The following is a 14,390-nucleotide window of genomic DNA, read 5'->3' as shown; positions in this document are numbered from 1 at the left end:
CCCCCCGGCGGTAAAAAAACCCCCCCCCCACAAGGGTCCATGTGTTTCAGACAGACGCCAATACCAGGTGCATGTAACGGGTCAAAATACCGAGCATGTCTTCACCGGCGACCGGCTCGGCGCCATTGAGCAAGCCCTGATATTCCATCCGTCCGATAATCGCCGTCAACACTTTGGCATCCTGTTGCGGCTCACGGGAGCCCAATACCTGGAAAAACTGACAGGTGCCGTGCAGCAGGATCTGTTGGTGCGAGCGCACCAGTTCCGCCAGGCGCGGATTGAGCAGCGCTTCCTGGCGGAAGGCCTGCTCGGCCATCAGGTAGTCGCGGCGGCTGTCCAGTTGATGCTGCACGTAGTCGGCGGTCATCCGGGCGATGTCATCGGCCAGTTGCGAACGGGATTCGGGACTGCCATCGCCATACGCGACCATTTCCCGCAGCAAGCCTTCGTTGTTGGTCCACAGCTTGGCCATGAACGCCGCGCTACGCTCCACGTATTGGGCGAAGGTATCGGTGAGCAGGTCATCGATGTCCTTGAAATAATACGTGGTAGCCGACAACGGCACGCCCGCTTCGGCGGCCACTGCCCGGTGTCGCACGGCTCGCACACCATCGCGCACCACAATGCGCATGGCCGCATCGAGAATCTCCTGGCGACGCTGCTCACTGCCCTGTCGGCTCGCCTTGCGGCCTTGGTACTGAACACTTTCAGCGACTGCAGTGGCGACGCCCGCTGCACCTTCTGGAGACATTGCACGATTCACGACAGGTCTTTCCTCGCTATTTCAAAAAAGTAACCAATTGATACGTTTGTACCAGACAGGCAATAAAAAACCGCCTTCCAGGCGGTTTTTTAATTGAAAACATTTACGCTTGAGGCCGCATGTGCGGGAAGAGGATCACGTCCCGGATCGACGGTGAGTTGGTCAGCAACATCACCAGGCGATCGATGCCGATGCCTTCGCCGGCCGTAGGTGGCATGCCGTACTCGAGGGCGCGCACGAAGTCGGCGTCGTAGTGCATGGCTTCGTCGTCGCCGGCGTCCTTGTCGGCCACCTGGGCCATGAAGCGCTCGGCCTGGTCCTCGGCGTCATTGAGCTCGGAGTAGGCGTTGGCGATTTCGCGGCCGCCGATGAACAACTCGAAGCGGTCGGTCACGTTCGGGTTTTCGTCGTTGCGACGAGCCAGCGGCGATACTTCGAACGGGTATTGGGTAATGAAGTGCGGCTGCTCCAGCTTGTGCTCCACCAGCTCTTCGAAAATCATCACCTGCAGCTTGCCCAGGCCCTCGAAGCCGAGCACCTTGGCACCAGCCTTCTTGGCGATGGCGCGGGCCTTTTCGATGTCGTTGAGGTCATCGGCGGTCAGCTCAGGGTTGTACTTGAGGATCGAATCGAACACCGACAGGCGCACGAACGGCTCACCGAAGTGGAATACCTTGTCGCCGTATGGCACGTCGGTAGTCCCGAGAACGAGCTGCGCCAGCTCGCGGAACAGTTCCTCGGTCAGGTCCATGTTGTCTTCGTAGTCGGCGTAGGCCTGGTAGAACTCGAGCATGGTGAACTCGGGGTTGTGCCGGGTCGAAACGCCTTCGTTACGGAAGTTGCGGTTGATTTCGAAGACCTTTTCAAACCCGCCAACCACCAGCCGCTTGAGGTACAGCTCCGGCGCGATGCGCAGGAACATTTCCATGTCCAGGGCGTTGTGGTGGGTTTCGAACGGCTTGGCCGCCGCGCCGCCAGGGATGGTCTGCAGCATCGGCGTCTCGACTTCCAGGAAGTCGCGCTTCATCAGGAAGCTGCGGATGTGAGCGATCACCTGGGAGCGCACGCGGAATGTCTGGCGCACGTCTTCGTTGACGATCAGGTCGACGTAGCGCTGGCGGTAGCGCTGCTCGGTGTCGGTGAGGCCGTGATGCTTGTCCGGCAGCGGACGCAGGGATTTGGTCAGCAGGCGCACGCTGGTCATTTCGACGTACAGGTCACCCTTGCCGGAACGGGCCAGGGTGCCTTCGGCGGCGATGATGTCGCCCAGGTCCCAGGTCTTGACGGCGGCCAGGGTTTCTTCCGGCAGGGTCTTGCGGTTGACGTAGACCTGGATGCGACCGGTCATGTCCTGGATCACCAGGAACGAACCACGGTCGAGCATGATACGACCGGCCACCTTGACTGGAATCGCCGCCTCGGCCAGCTCTTCCTTGGTCTTGTCCGCGTACTTCTTCTGCAGGGCGTCGCAGTAGGCGTCGCGGCGGAAGTCGTTGGGGAAGGCCTGGCCCTTGTTGCGCTCGGCAGCAAGCTTTTCCTTGCGCAGGGCGATCAGGGAGTTTTCTTCCTGTTGCAGGGCTTGCGGGTCGAGTTCTAGGTCGCTCATGTCTTTAAGGATTCCATCACAGGTTCGTTGCCCCCGGCCCCGGGGCCGGAGTTTGCCGGCGAGCCGCGCTTCGAAAAAGCGTGCCCGCCCGCCGCATGGGTGTCGCGTTATAGCCCCTGTTTGAGGCTCGCTTCCAGGTATTCGTCGATATCGCCGTCCAGCACCTTGTCGCAGTCGCTGCGTTCGATGTTGGTGCGCAGGTCCTTGATACGCGAGGCATCGAGCACATAGGAACGGATCTGGTGACCCCAACCGATGTCGGACTTGCTGTCCTCCAGCGCCTGGGATGCCGCGTTGCGCTTCTGGATCTCCTGCTCGTACAAGCGGGCCCGGAGCATTTTCATCGCGGTGTCTTTGTTGGCGTGCTGGGAGCGTTCGTTCTGGCAACTGACCACGGTGTTGGTCGGTACGTGGGTGATCCGTACCGCCGAGTCGGTGGTGTTGACGTGCTGACCACCGGCGCCCGAGGAGCGGTAGGTGTCGATGCGCAGGTCCGCCGGGTTGATCTCGATTTCCACCTTGTCATCGATCTCAGGGGAAACGAACACCGCCGAGAACGAGGTGTGGCGACGGTTGCCGGAGTCGAACGGACTCTTGCGCACCAGGCGGTGCACGCCGATCTCGGTACGCAGCCAGCCAAAGGCGTACTCACCCTTGATGTGCACGGTAGCGCCCTTGATCCCGGCGACTTCACCGGCCGACAGCTCCATGATGGTCGCGTCGAAACCGCGTTTGTCGGCCCAGCGCAGGTACATGCGCAGCAGGATGTTGGCCCAGTCCTGGGCTTCGGTGCCGCCGGAACCGGCCTGGATGTCCAGGTAGGCGTTGTTCATGTCCATCTCGCCGCTGAACATGCGACGGAATTCCAGCTTGGCCAGGGCCTCGTCGAGGCGTGTCAGCTCGGCGACCACGTCACCGACCGCGCCTTCGTCGTTTTCTTCTACAGCCATGTCCAGCAGGTCGCGGCAATCGGCCAGGCCACTGGACAATTCGTCCAGGGTTTCGACGATCTGCGCCAGCGCAGAGCGCTCGCGGCCCAGCTCCTGGGCGTATTCAGGCTTGTTCCAGACACTCGGATCTTCAAGCTCGCGGTTGACCTCGGTCAGACGCTCATGCTTTTGATCGTAGTCAAAGATACCCCCGAATAGTTTCGGAGCGCTCGGACAGGTCCTTGATGGTGTTAAGGATCGGGTTGATTTCCATGGCGGGCAGCACTCGTTGGCGAACTTTTGAAAGCCGGCGAGTATAACGTAATCAAGCGCCGACGGCAGCCCGCCTGGCGGCTTGGGAGGGTAATGAGATTCAACACAGCCCCCCACAGGCAACACAGACCTGTGGCGAGGGGATTTACTCGATGCCCACCCGGTTACGCCCATTGTGCTTGGCCATATACAACCCTTTATCCGCCGCTGATATCAGTTGTCGGCTGTCGCTGCCCTGTTGCGGGGTGACGGTCGAGACGCCGACGCTGACCGTCAGGCTCGCCCCCTCTTCAGGCGTGGTATGGGGAATTTTCAGGGCGACCACGCTCTGGCGCAGTTTTTCGGCCATCAACCGGGCGCCGCCAGGCGAGGTGCCGGGCAGCACCAAGGCGAACTCCTCGCCGCCGTAGCGGGCCGGCAGATCGGATGGGCGGCTGCAGGCTTCGCGGATCGCCGTGGCGACCTTGCGCAGGGCTTCGTCACCCTCCAGGTGGCCAAAGTTGTCGTTGTAGGATTTGAAGTAATCCACGTCGATCATCAACAGCGACAGCTGGGACTGGTCCCGCATCGCCCTGCGCCACTCCAGTTCCAGGTATTCGTCGAAGTGCCGGCGATTGGACAACCCGGTCAGGCCATCGGAGTTCATCAACCGTTGCAGCACCAGGTTGGTGTCGAGCAATTGCTGCTGACTGACCCGCAGGGCGCGGTAGGCCGCGTCGCGCTGCAACAGCATCGTGTAGGACCGCGAGTGATAGCGGATACGCGCCACCAGCTCGATGTTGTCCGGCAACTTGACCAGGTAATCGTTGGCGCCGGCGGCAAACGCCGCACTCTTGACCAACGGGTCTTCCTTGGTGGACAGGACGATGATCGGAATATCGCGGGTGGCCGGATGGTTACGGTATTCGCGCACCAGGCTCAGGCCGTCGAGGCCGGGCATCACCAGGTCCTGGAGAATCACCGTCGGCTTGATGCGAATCGCATGGGCGATGGCCTGGTGAGGGTCGGAGCAGAAGTGGAAATCGATGTTCTCTTCATTCGACAACCCGCGCCGAACCGCCTCGCCGATCATCGCCTGATCGTCGACGAGCAAGACCATGGCGGCATTCTCATCGCTCTTGAAACCGTCGAGCTGTAATTCATTCATGGAGGCTCACCTGAGTACGGCTTTGGCCAGGACTGCTGAGGGCTGTCATCGTGAAAAAATCTCTATCAACCGTGGCGCTATGTTGTCCAGCGCAAGAATCTGCGCAGCCGCATCGATGGCCGCCGCCGCTTTGGGCATGCCATACACCGCACTGCTCCGCTGGTCCTGGGCAATGGTCACATAGCCCTGCTGGCGCATGAGTTTAAGCCCCTGTGCACCGTCGCGGCCCATGCCGGTGAGCAAAATGCCCACCGCGTCGCCGTTCCAGAAGCTCGCGACGCTTTCAAAGAACACGTCGATGGAGGGCCGATAGATCTCGTTGACCGGTTCGGCCGTGTAGGCCAGGGTGCCGTCCTTCAACAGACGTAAATGATGGTTGGTGCCGGCGAGCAACACCGTGCCATTTTGCGGCTGTTCGCCGTGTTGCGCCAGGCGAACCTTGTGCCCCGACGCACTGCTCAGCCATTCGGCCATGCCCGCGGCGAACACCTCATCCACATGTTGGACCAGCACAATGGCCGGGGCGAAGTGCAGCGGCAGGCCTTTGAGCAGAACCTCCAGCGCGGCCGGCCCGCCGGCCGACGAGCCGATGGCCACCAGGCTTTTCCGCGACGCGGCGGGACGCGGCGCAGCCGGCGTGGCACGCTCACGGCTGGCACGTTCGCCGATCAGCCAGCCGATGTTGGTGATCTTGCGCAACAACGGTGCCGCCGCGTCCTCGGGATGCCCCACGCCCAAGGCCGGCGTATCGACCACGTCCAGTGCGCCATGGCCCATGGCTTCGAACACTCGATGGACGTTCTGCTGGCTGTCACCGGTGACGATCACGATGGCGCATGGCGTTTCGGCCATGATCCGCCGGGTGGCCTCCACGCCATCCATGATCGGCATGAACAGGTCCATGAGGATCAGGTCCGGGGTGTACTCGGCACAGCGCTGCACCGCTTCGGCCCCGTTGGCGGCGACCCAGACCAACTGATGCGCTGGCTCGAACGCCAGCGCGCGACGCAGGGCCTCGACCGCCAGGGGCATGTCATTGACGATGGCGATTTTCAAGCGCGAGCTCCTCCGATGAGTTCGACCACAGCGTCGAGCAAGGCGTCGTCATGGAAACTCGCCTTCGCCAGATAATAGTCGGCTCCGGCGTCCAGGCCACGGCGGCGATCTTCTTCACGGTCCTTGTAGGACACCACCATCACCGGCAACGACTGCAAGCGGTTGTCGCGACGCAACAGCGACACCAGTTCGATACCGTCCATGCGCGGCATGTCGATGTCTGTGATCAACAAGTCGAAATCCTCCGAACGCAACGCGTTCCAACCATCCATGCCGTCTACCGCCACCGCCACGTCATAACCCCGATTGAGCAGCAGTTTGCGTTGCAATTCACGCACGGTCAGGGAGTCATCCACCACCAGGATCCGTTTGCGCGGAGCCTGGGCCTGGTTCTGGCGGGCGATGCGCTCCAGGCGTCCGGTATCGAGCAGCTTGTCCACCGAGCGCAGCAGGTCTTCGACGTCGACAATCAACACCACTGAGCCGTCGTCCAGCAAGGCCCCGGCGGAAATGTCCTGGACCTTGCCCAAGCGTTCGTCCAGCGGCAGGACCACCAGGGTCCTTTCGCCGATGAAGCGCTCCACCGCCACGCCGTAAATGGCCTCGCGCTCGCGAATGACCACCACCTTGAGGTTCTGGCCACTGTCCTGGGTTGCCGGACGATTGAGCAACTGGCTGGCCGCGACCAGCCCGACATGCCGGCCTTCGTGCCAGAAGTGCTGGCGCCCCTCGACCTGCACGATGTCCTCCGGCGCCAGGTCGCACATGCGCTCGATATGAGCCAGGGGAAAGGCATAGGCCTCATCGCCGACGGCTACCACCAGGCTGCGGACCACCGAAAGCGTCAGCGGCACCTCGAGGTGGAAGCGACTGCCTTCACCCGCCGTCTGCTCCAATGTCACCGCGCCGCGCAATTGCCGGACCATGTGCTGGACCGCATCCAGGCCGACACCGCGCCCGGACACTTCGGTGACCGTGTCCCGCAGGCTGAAGCCCGGCAGGAACAGGAACGTCAGCAGCTCCTCTTCACTCAGGCTGGCGGCGGTCTGTTCGGGAGACAGCCCGCGCTCGACGACACTGCGCCGCACACGCTCGAGGTCCACGCCCGCGCCATCGTCCGCCAACTCCAGCACCAACAGGCCGGCCTGATGGGACGCGCGCAGGCGGATCAAGCCCTCGGCGGGCTTGCCGGCCAGCAGCCGTTGCTCCGGGGACTCGATGCCATGGTCCACGGCGTTGCGCAGCAGATGGGTCAGCGGCGCTTCGAGTTTTTCCAGCACATCTCGGTCGACCTGAGTTTTCTCGCCCTCGATCTCCAGGCGCACCTGTTTGCCCAGGCTACGCCCCAGGTCCCGTACCATCCGCGCCTGGCCCGACAGCACATCCGCGAACGGCCGCATGCGACAGGCCAGTGCCGTGTCGTACAGCACCTGCGCCCGTTGGCTGGCCTGCCAGGCGAACTCGTCCAGCTCGGCGGTTTTCTGCGCCAGCAACTGCTGGGTCTCGGCGAGCAGGCGGCGGGCATCGCCGAGCGCTTCCTGGGCCTGCAGGCTCAAGGCGTGGTCCTTGAGGTGGACGTTCAATTCTTCCAGGGCGCGCAAACCATTGCTCTGTTGGCGCTTGAGCCGTTGCATCGTTGCCAGCCAGGGCTTGAGGCGCTGGGTCTCTACCAGGGATTTGCTCGACAGATCCAACAGGCTGTTGAGCCGTTCTGCAGTGACCCGCAGCACCCGCTCGCCGCCTTCGGTGACCCGCTTGCCCTTGGGGCGCGCCGGCGCGACCGGCTCCGGCGGTTCGACGGCTACCGGCTCGGCGGGTATCTCGATCATCGGCGGCGTCGCGACCGGTGCCGGCAGCGCGGCGGGATCCAGCAAGCGCCCCATCAGTGCCACGTAGCCGTCGACGTCCGTCGTGCCGACGTTGTTGCCCGGCGTGGCGATGCGCGTCAACAGGTCGGTTCCTTGCAACAAGGCGTCGATGTGTTCGGCGCTCAGGACCAGGCGACGCTCCTGGGCACTCACCAGGCAATCCTCCATGACATGAGCCACGCTGACCCCGGCGTCCACGCCGACGATCCGCGCCGCCCCCTTGAGGGAATGGGCGGCGCGCATGCACGATTCGAGACAGTCAGCCTGGGTCGGGTCACGCTCCAAGGCCAGCAGGCCAGCGCTCAGTACCTGGGTCTGGGCGTCGGCCTCCAGGCTGAACAGTTCCAGCAACGAGGCGTCGCGCATCTGATCGGGGGTCATGACAGGCTCCGGGTCACGGCGGACAGCAGCTGTTCCTCATCCAGCCAACGCAGGCTGCGGCCCTTGTAATGCAATACACCACGGGTGTACTTGCCGCCGGACTGCGAAGCAGTCGCCAGGATGCGTTCGTCGATGGCATGAATGCCATCCACCTCGTCCACCGGCACCACCACGGGCCCGCCCTGGGCGGCTACGATCAACATGCGCGGCATGACCCGCCCGAAGGCGGCCGTTGTCGGGCCGGGCTCCAGTCCCAGCAGCTCGACCAGCGACAGGCAGGCCACCAGCGCCCCGCGCACATTTGCCACCCCCAGCAATGCACGGGAACGCTGGTGCGGCAACGAATGGATCGCTTGCAACGGCGCCACTTCCACCAGGCTGCGGGTGGTCAGGGCCAACCACTCTTCGCCCAGGCGGAACATCAGCAGCGAGCGCGTCACCACATCGACGTCCACCGGCGCATGGACCAGGTCCCGGTCGTCCTGCTGCAAGGCATAGCGGTCCAGCAAGCGGGTGGCCGCGGCCGAATACACCGAGCAGTTGTGGCAGTGGATATGCTCGGTCAGCAACGGGCAGGATTTGTCGCCATGCACGCCGATACGGTTCCAGCAGTCGTCGATTGCCTGGGCATCGTCATGGATGACGTTATGGAAAGCCGAACCGCTCATCATTTACGCTCACTGTCAGCCGCGCGTCCGCTACGGGCGGCGCGTTCCTGCAATCGACGGGCTCCGGCCGCGTCTCCCTGGGAAGCCAGCAGCGCTGCCAGATGCACCAGGGCCTCGGCGTGCTGCGGCTCAAGATAAAGTGCCTTGCGATAAAAGCCCTGGGCTTCGAGCGCACTGCCGGCCATGTCGCTGAGCAGGCCCAGCCAATAGAACACCTGGGCGTTGGGCGTGTGGTCACGCAAGTATTGCTCGCACGCCACACGGGCCTCGGCGCTTTTGCCGCCATTGGCCAGGGCGGCGATGCTGGCCAGCAAGGTGGCGGCGTCGCTGCTTTTCGGTTCGACGATTGGCGTCACGCTCGTCATGAACGGGCGGGGTCGAACCGCGGGGGGAACGACGCGGGGCTGTGCCTGGCGAATCGGCAACGGCGTGGGCATCAGGGCTGGCACCGGTTGAGGATCGGGAGCGCCCTGGCGGCTGAAGGCAAACGACTGGGCGGCCCCGATCGAGCGCATGCCCAGCCGCCCGAGCAAACTGCCCTCGGCGGGGCCGATGAACAGTACGCCGTCCTGGTGCGTCAGGCGCTTGAGCACCTCGAACACCAGCCGTTGGGTCGGCTGATCGAAATAGATCAACAAGTTGCGGCAGAACACAAAATCGTAGGGTGTTTCGTTCGCCAGCAGTGCCGGATCCAGTAGGTTGCCCACTTGCAGGCGTACCTGTTCGCGGACCCGTTCGCTGAGGCAGTAGCCCTCCCCGTCGAGGGTGAAATGGCGCTCGCGAAAACCGAGGTCCGCCCCCCTGAACGAATTCCTGCCAAAACGCGCGCCTCTGGCTCGCTCTATCGACAGGGGGCTGACGTCCAGCCCGTCGACCTTGAATTGATGAGGCTCCAGGCCCGCATCGAGCAAGGCCATGGCGATTGAATAAGGTTCTTCGCCGGTGGAGCACGGCAAACTGAGAATACGCAGGGCGCGCAAGTGCCTGATTTCGGCCAGGCGCTTGACAGCCAGTCGGGCGAGGGTCGCGAAGGACTCCGGATAGCGAAAGAACCAGGTCTCCGGGACAATCACCGCTTCGATCAGCGCTTGCTGCTCCTGGGTCGATGCCTGCAGGCTTTGCCAATACTCATCGGAGGTTCGTCCAGGTACGGCGATGATGCGCTGGCGCACGGCCCGCTCGATGATGGCGGTGCCGACGGAGGTGACATCCAGACCGATGCGCTCCTTGAGGAAGTCGAAAAAACGCTGGTCGCTGTTCATGGCTGTGCCTCAAGGCCATCGAGACTCAACGGTGGCGTGGGAAACAGCACGGCACGGACCGCTTCATCGAGCAGGTCATTGACCCGCACCCATTGCAGCAAGCCCTGGGCATCTTCGCGCACCGGGCCCAGGTACGGCGCCTGTCGGTTATCCAGGCCATAAGGCTGGAACTCCAGCGGATCGCAGCGCAACGTGTCGGTGGCCTGCTCCAGGATCAAACCCAGCACCTGCCCCGGCAATTGCTCGTCGGGCCGGTAATGCACCAGCACCAGCCGCGTACTGGTACGGGCCTCGGCGCGTTGGCCGAAGGCCAGGCTGCACAGGTCGATCACCGGCACCACTGTCCCGCGCCAGGCGAACACACCCGCCACCCAGGCGGGTGCCCGGGCGATCGGTTTGAGAGGCAGGCGTGGCAGCACTTCCACCACGTCGGTAGCCTGCAGGGCATAGCGCTCGTTGCCGATGCTAAACATCAGGAACAAGGTTTGACGGGTCGCCGACGCGGCGCCACGCCTGGCCTCGAACTCGCTCATCAGACTTTGAATCGCGAGACGCCGCCACGCAGCCCCACGGCCACCTGGCTCAACTCATCGATGGCAGAACTGGCCTGACGCAAGGACTCCACGGTCTGGCTGCTGGCATCGCCCAGTTGAACCAGGGCGTGATTGATCTGTTCGGCACCGGTGGCCTGGGTCTGCATGCCCTCGTTGACCATCAGCACCCGCGGCGCCAGCGCCTGGACCTGATGGATGATCTGCGACAGCTGCTCGCCGACCTGCTGCACCTCGGCCATGCCACGGCGGACCTCTTCGGAGAACTTGTCCATACCCATCACACCAGCGGACACGGCGGACTGGATTTCGCGCACCATCTGTTCGATGTCATAGGTGGCTACCGCCGTCTGGTCGGCCAGGCGGCGTACCTCGGTGGCGACCACGGCGAAGCCGCGACCGTACTCGCCGGCCTTTTCCGCTTCGATGGCAGCGTTGAGGGACAGCAGGTTGGTCTGGTCGGCCACCTTGACGATGGTGACCACCACCTGGTTGATGTTGCCGGCCTTCTCGTTGAGGATCGCCAGCTTGGCATTCACCAGGTCGGCGGCGCCCATCACCGAATGCATGGTTTCTTCCATGCGCGCCAGACCTTGCTGACCGGAACCGGCGGCCACCGAGGCCTGGTCGGCGGCGGCGGAGACTTCGGTCATGGTGCGCACCAGGTCACGGGAGGTCGCCGCGATCTCGCGAGAGGTGGCGCCGATCTCCGTGGTGGTGGCGGCGGTTTCCGTGGCCGTGGCCTGTTGCTGGCGAGAGGTGGCGGCAATCTCGGTCACCGAGGTGGTGACTTGCACCGACGAGCGCTGGGCCTGGGACACCAGGGAGGTCAGCTCGGCCATCATGTCGTTGAAACCGGTTTCCACCGCACCGAACTCGTCTTTGCGCGCCAGGTTCAGGCGTCCGCTCAAATCGCCGCTGCGCATGACCTCGAGAATTTCCACGATGCGGTTCATCGGCGCCATGATTGCGCGCATCAACAGCAGGCCGCAGAGAACCGCAACGACCATCGCGACGATAAACGACAGGCCCATGGCGACCTTGGCGGCCGAGACCGCTTTGTCTATGGTCCCGGTGGCCTGCTCCGCCAGTTCACGGTTGCGTTCGATGATGTGATTCAGATGCGTCCGTCCGCCGATCCAGGCGGCCGTCAGCTCTGTGTCCAGTGCCCGCCGCGCACCTTCGTAATCCTTGCGCTGATAGAGGTCGAGGACTTTCGCCATCGCCAGGTTGAATGCCTGGTGATTGGTCTCGAACTCGTCGAAAGACGCTTGGTCGGCCGGGTTCTGGATCAGCTTTTGGTAGTTTTGTATTTCTTCACGCAGATGCTGCTCGAAGCCTTGGTAGCGGGCCTTGTCCTCGGCGGTGATTTCCCGGTTGCCCGAGAGGCCGACGATCTGTTGGGTCAGGACGTAGCTGTCGACCCAGCCCCCGCGGATCATGGAACTGTAATACACCCCAGGCACTGCATCGGCACGTACCCGCTCTTCACCGTCCTGGATCTTCAACAACCGCGAATACGAGACAACCACCATCAGCAGCATGATGGCGATGATCACCGCAAAACTCGCCAGGATGCGTTGGCGCAACGTCCAGTTCTTCACAGTAAAACCTCGGGGAGACTTCGAAATGCTGGGGAGTATAGCCGAGGGGCGTGTTGTGCTGATGTTGGATGCCACCACTGTGGAAGCGGGCTTGCTCGCGAAAGCGGTGGGTCAGCGTGCACCTGTATTGAATGTGCCGCCGCCATCGCGGGCAAGCCCTGATGCCAGTCAGTTAAGCCACAAACCTATGGGAGCAAAGCTTGAAACCTGTGGGAGCAAAGCTTGCTCGCGATTGCGGTAAGTCAGTCAGCAGCAATGTTGACTGTTCTGTCGTTATCGCGAGCAAGCTTTGCTCCCACAGGTTTGTGCTCCCACAGGAGAATGGTGTTTGTCAGGCGTTATCTACAAGGCAGCCCGTCGCACCTGATTCTCCAGCTCGACCTTCAACCCAGGCTCCAGCTTGAGCTGCCGCGCCAGCTCATCGAGGTAGGACTTTTCCATGAAGTTCTCTTCGTCCACCAGCATCACACTGGCGATGTACATTTCCGCGGCCATTTCCGGGGTGCCGGCGGCGCGGGCGACGTCGGTGGGGTCCAGGGGCTTGTTGAGCTCGGCATGTAGCCAGTGCCGCAGTTCCTGGTCACTGTCGAGCTTGGTGAATTCGCCTTCGATCAACTGCCGCTCACGCTCATCCACATGACCGTCGGCCTTGGCCGCCGCCACCAAAGCCTTGAGGATGGCCTGGCTGTGCTGCTCGACCTGTGCCGGAGGGATGCGGTCCAGGGTCTGGGGTTCCGTTTGCGGCGCGCGGCCCTGCTGTGCCTGCCAGTTGCCGTAGGCCTTGTATGCGATCACGCCCAGCGCGGCGAGACCGCCGTAGAGCGCAACCTTGCCGCCGGTCTTGCGGACTCGCTTGTTACCCAGCAGCAACCCCATGGCACCCGCCGCCAATGCACCGCCGCCGGCACCGGAAAGGAGGCCGCCAAGCCCGCCCGACCCGGCCTTGCCCCCCAGCAGGTCACCAAGCCCACCGGCCGGCTTGTTCTGCGCGCCGCCCGCCTTGTTCTGCAACAGGTCCTGGCCGGACCTGAGTAACTGATCGAGTAGTCCACGGGTGTTCATTTCGCTGCCTCCACGTGTTCGGGTAACCGGATTCGCAAGGCCACCAGCCTAAATCGAAAGTGCCCGAAGTCGGCGACGAGAGTGCTTCGAGATGTTGCTCGCCTCTCAGAACGCTTCGGCAACCCTTCAGAAAAAACGATATACACTGCAGAACATCGATAAAAACAGCCCACCGGGTATTCGCCCATGATGACCCTGCGTCAGATCCGCCATTTCATCGCCGTAGCCGAGACCGGCTCGATTTCCGCCGCTGCGCAAGCCGCGTTCATTTCCCAGTCCACCCTGACCCTGGCCATCCAGCAACTGGAACAGGAGATCGGTGTCAGCCTGTTCAACCGCCACGCCAAGGGCATGACCCTGACCCATCAGGGCCATCAGTTCCTGCGCCAGGCCCACCTGATCCTCGCCACCGTCGACAACGCCAAGCGCAGCCTGCAGCAAAGCACCGACCAGGTAGCCGGCCATCTGACCGTCGGAGTGACCAGCCTGGTCGCCGGCTATTACCTGGCCGATCTGCTGACCCGCTTCCAACGTGCCTACCCGAATGTGGTGATCCGCGTGATGGAAGACGAACGGCCCTATATCGAACATCTGCTGGTCAGCGGTGAAATCGACGTCGGCGTGCTCATCCTGTCCAACCTCGAAGACCGCCATGCCTTGCAGACCGAAGTACTGACCCACTCTCCGCACCGCTTGTGGCTACCGGCGCAGCACCCGCTGCTGGAGCACGACAGCATCAACTTGACGGATGTCGCCTGCGAGCCGTTGATCCAACTGAACGTCGATGAGATGGAGCGCAACGCCCAGCGCCTGTGGCGTGGCGCAGGCCTGCAACCGAAGATCACGTTGCGCACCGCCTCGACCGAAGCGGTACGCAGCCTGGTAGCGGCGGGACTGGGGGTGTCGATCCAACCGGACATGACGTACCGCCCTTGGTCACTGGAGGGCGACATCATCGAAGCGCGTCCGATCGCCGACCTCAACCAGACCCTCGACGTCGGGCTGGCCTGGCGCCGCGGCACGTCACGACCGGCGCTGGTCGATCCATTCCTGACCGTCGCCCGGGAGCAACCCCAGGGCGGACGCAAGCCATCTATTTAATCGAATGCAGACTTGAGTATTTAGAATTTGTCGACCCGGAGGCCGCGCACTAGTCTTGCGGCATCACCACGATCCCTGTGGGAGCGAGCCTGCTCGCGATGGCGGAGTGTCATTAAAGC

Annotated in this window: 12 protein-coding genes; 1 reads left to right on the top strand and 11 read right to left on the bottom strand. The window is 63.0% G+C overall.

Annotated elements, in window-relative coordinates; genetic code table 11:
- Positions 1 to 46 precede the first annotated feature (46 nt).
- From ACODTO_RS28860 to ACODTO_RS28810, 11 genes are all read right to left on the bottom strand, one after another.
- Complete coding sequence (locus tag ACODTO_RS28860; protein WP_217505338.1) at positions 47 to 751, bottom strand: TetR/AcrR family transcriptional regulator; 705 nt, start codon at positions 749 to 751, stop codon at positions 47 to 49.
- 115 nt (positions 752 to 866) lie between these two features.
- Entirely contained in the window at positions 867 to 2,369 is a 1,503-nt protein-coding gene (lysS, locus tag ACODTO_RS28855) for a lysine--tRNA ligase (protein ID WP_139646092.1), read from the bottom strand.
- 107 nt (positions 2,370 to 2,476) lie between these two features.
- A protein-coding gene (gene prfB / locus ACODTO_RS28850; protein ID WP_139646090.1) for a peptide chain release factor 2 occupies positions 2,477 to 3,572 on the bottom strand; the annotation gives its coding sequence in 2 pieces (ribosomal slippage) (positions 2,477 to 3,499 and positions 3,501 to 3,572; 1,095 coding nt in all).
- A gap of 144 nt (positions 3,573 to 3,716) precedes the next feature.
- Positions 3,717 to 4,718, bottom strand: coding sequence for a response regulator (locus ACODTO_RS28845; protein WP_175361635.1), 1,002 nt, complete (start codon positions 4,716 to 4,718; stop codon positions 3,717 to 3,719).
- 45 nt (positions 4,719 to 4,763) lie between these two features.
- Positions 4,764 to 5,774 (bottom strand): chemotaxis response regulator protein-glutamate methylesterase, encoded by a 1,011-nt coding sequence (locus ACODTO_RS28840; protein WP_139646086.1) that lies wholly within the window; start codon positions 5,772 to 5,774, stop codon positions 4,764 to 4,766.
- The gene (locus ACODTO_RS28835; protein WP_489107429.1) at positions 5,771 to 8,023 is read right to left on the bottom strand and encodes a hybrid sensor histidine kinase/response regulator; all 2,253 of its coding nucleotides are present in this window, start codon (positions 8,021 to 8,023) and stop codon (positions 5,771 to 5,773) included. The genes ACODTO_RS28840 and ACODTO_RS28835 overlap by 4 nt, the downstream gene beginning before the upstream one ends.
- Complete coding sequence (locus tag ACODTO_RS28830; protein WP_489107430.1) at positions 8,020 to 8,691, bottom strand: chemotaxis protein CheW; 672 nt, start codon at positions 8,689 to 8,691, stop codon at positions 8,020 to 8,022. The genes ACODTO_RS28835 and ACODTO_RS28830 overlap by 4 nt, the downstream gene beginning before the upstream one ends.
- A complete protein-coding gene (locus ACODTO_RS28825) occupies positions 8,691 to 9,953 on the bottom strand; it encodes a CheR family methyltransferase (protein WP_489107428.1) in 1,263 nt (420 codons plus the stop codon). The genes ACODTO_RS28830 and ACODTO_RS28825 overlap by 1 nt, the downstream gene beginning before the upstream one ends.
- Positions 9,950 to 10,486, bottom strand: coding sequence for a chemotaxis protein CheW (locus tag ACODTO_RS28820; protein WP_489107427.1), 537 nt, complete (start codon positions 10,484 to 10,486; stop codon positions 9,950 to 9,952). Before ACODTO_RS28820 ends, ACODTO_RS28825 begins: the two co-directional genes overlap by 4 nt.
- Positions 10,486 to 12,108, bottom strand: a complete 1,623-nt coding sequence (locus tag ACODTO_RS28815) for a methyl-accepting chemotaxis protein (RefSeq protein WP_489107426.1) — start codon at positions 12,106 to 12,108, stop codon at positions 10,486 to 10,488. Before ACODTO_RS28815 ends, ACODTO_RS28820 begins: the two co-directional genes overlap by 1 nt.
- Before the next feature lie 342 nt (positions 12,109 to 12,450).
- Positions 12,451 to 13,170, bottom strand: a complete 720-nt coding sequence (locus ACODTO_RS28810; RefSeq protein ID WP_139646072.1) for a tellurite resistance TerB family protein — start codon at positions 13,168 to 13,170, stop codon at positions 12,451 to 12,453.
- A gap of 186 nt (positions 13,171 to 13,356) precedes the next feature.
- Between ACODTO_RS28810 and ACODTO_RS28805 the strand changes: the two genes are divergently transcribed.
- Positions 13,357 to 14,271 (top strand): LysR family transcriptional regulator, encoded by a 915-nt coding sequence (locus ACODTO_RS28805; RefSeq protein ID WP_139646070.1) that lies wholly within the window; start codon positions 13,357 to 13,359, stop codon positions 14,269 to 14,271.
- Positions 14,272 to 14,390 lie beyond the last annotated feature (119 nt).

The organism is Pseudomonas sp. FG13, from assembly GCF_057809755.1.
Note: the sequence above shows the minus strand (reverse complement) of the source record. Positions and strands in the feature narration are given on the sequence as shown.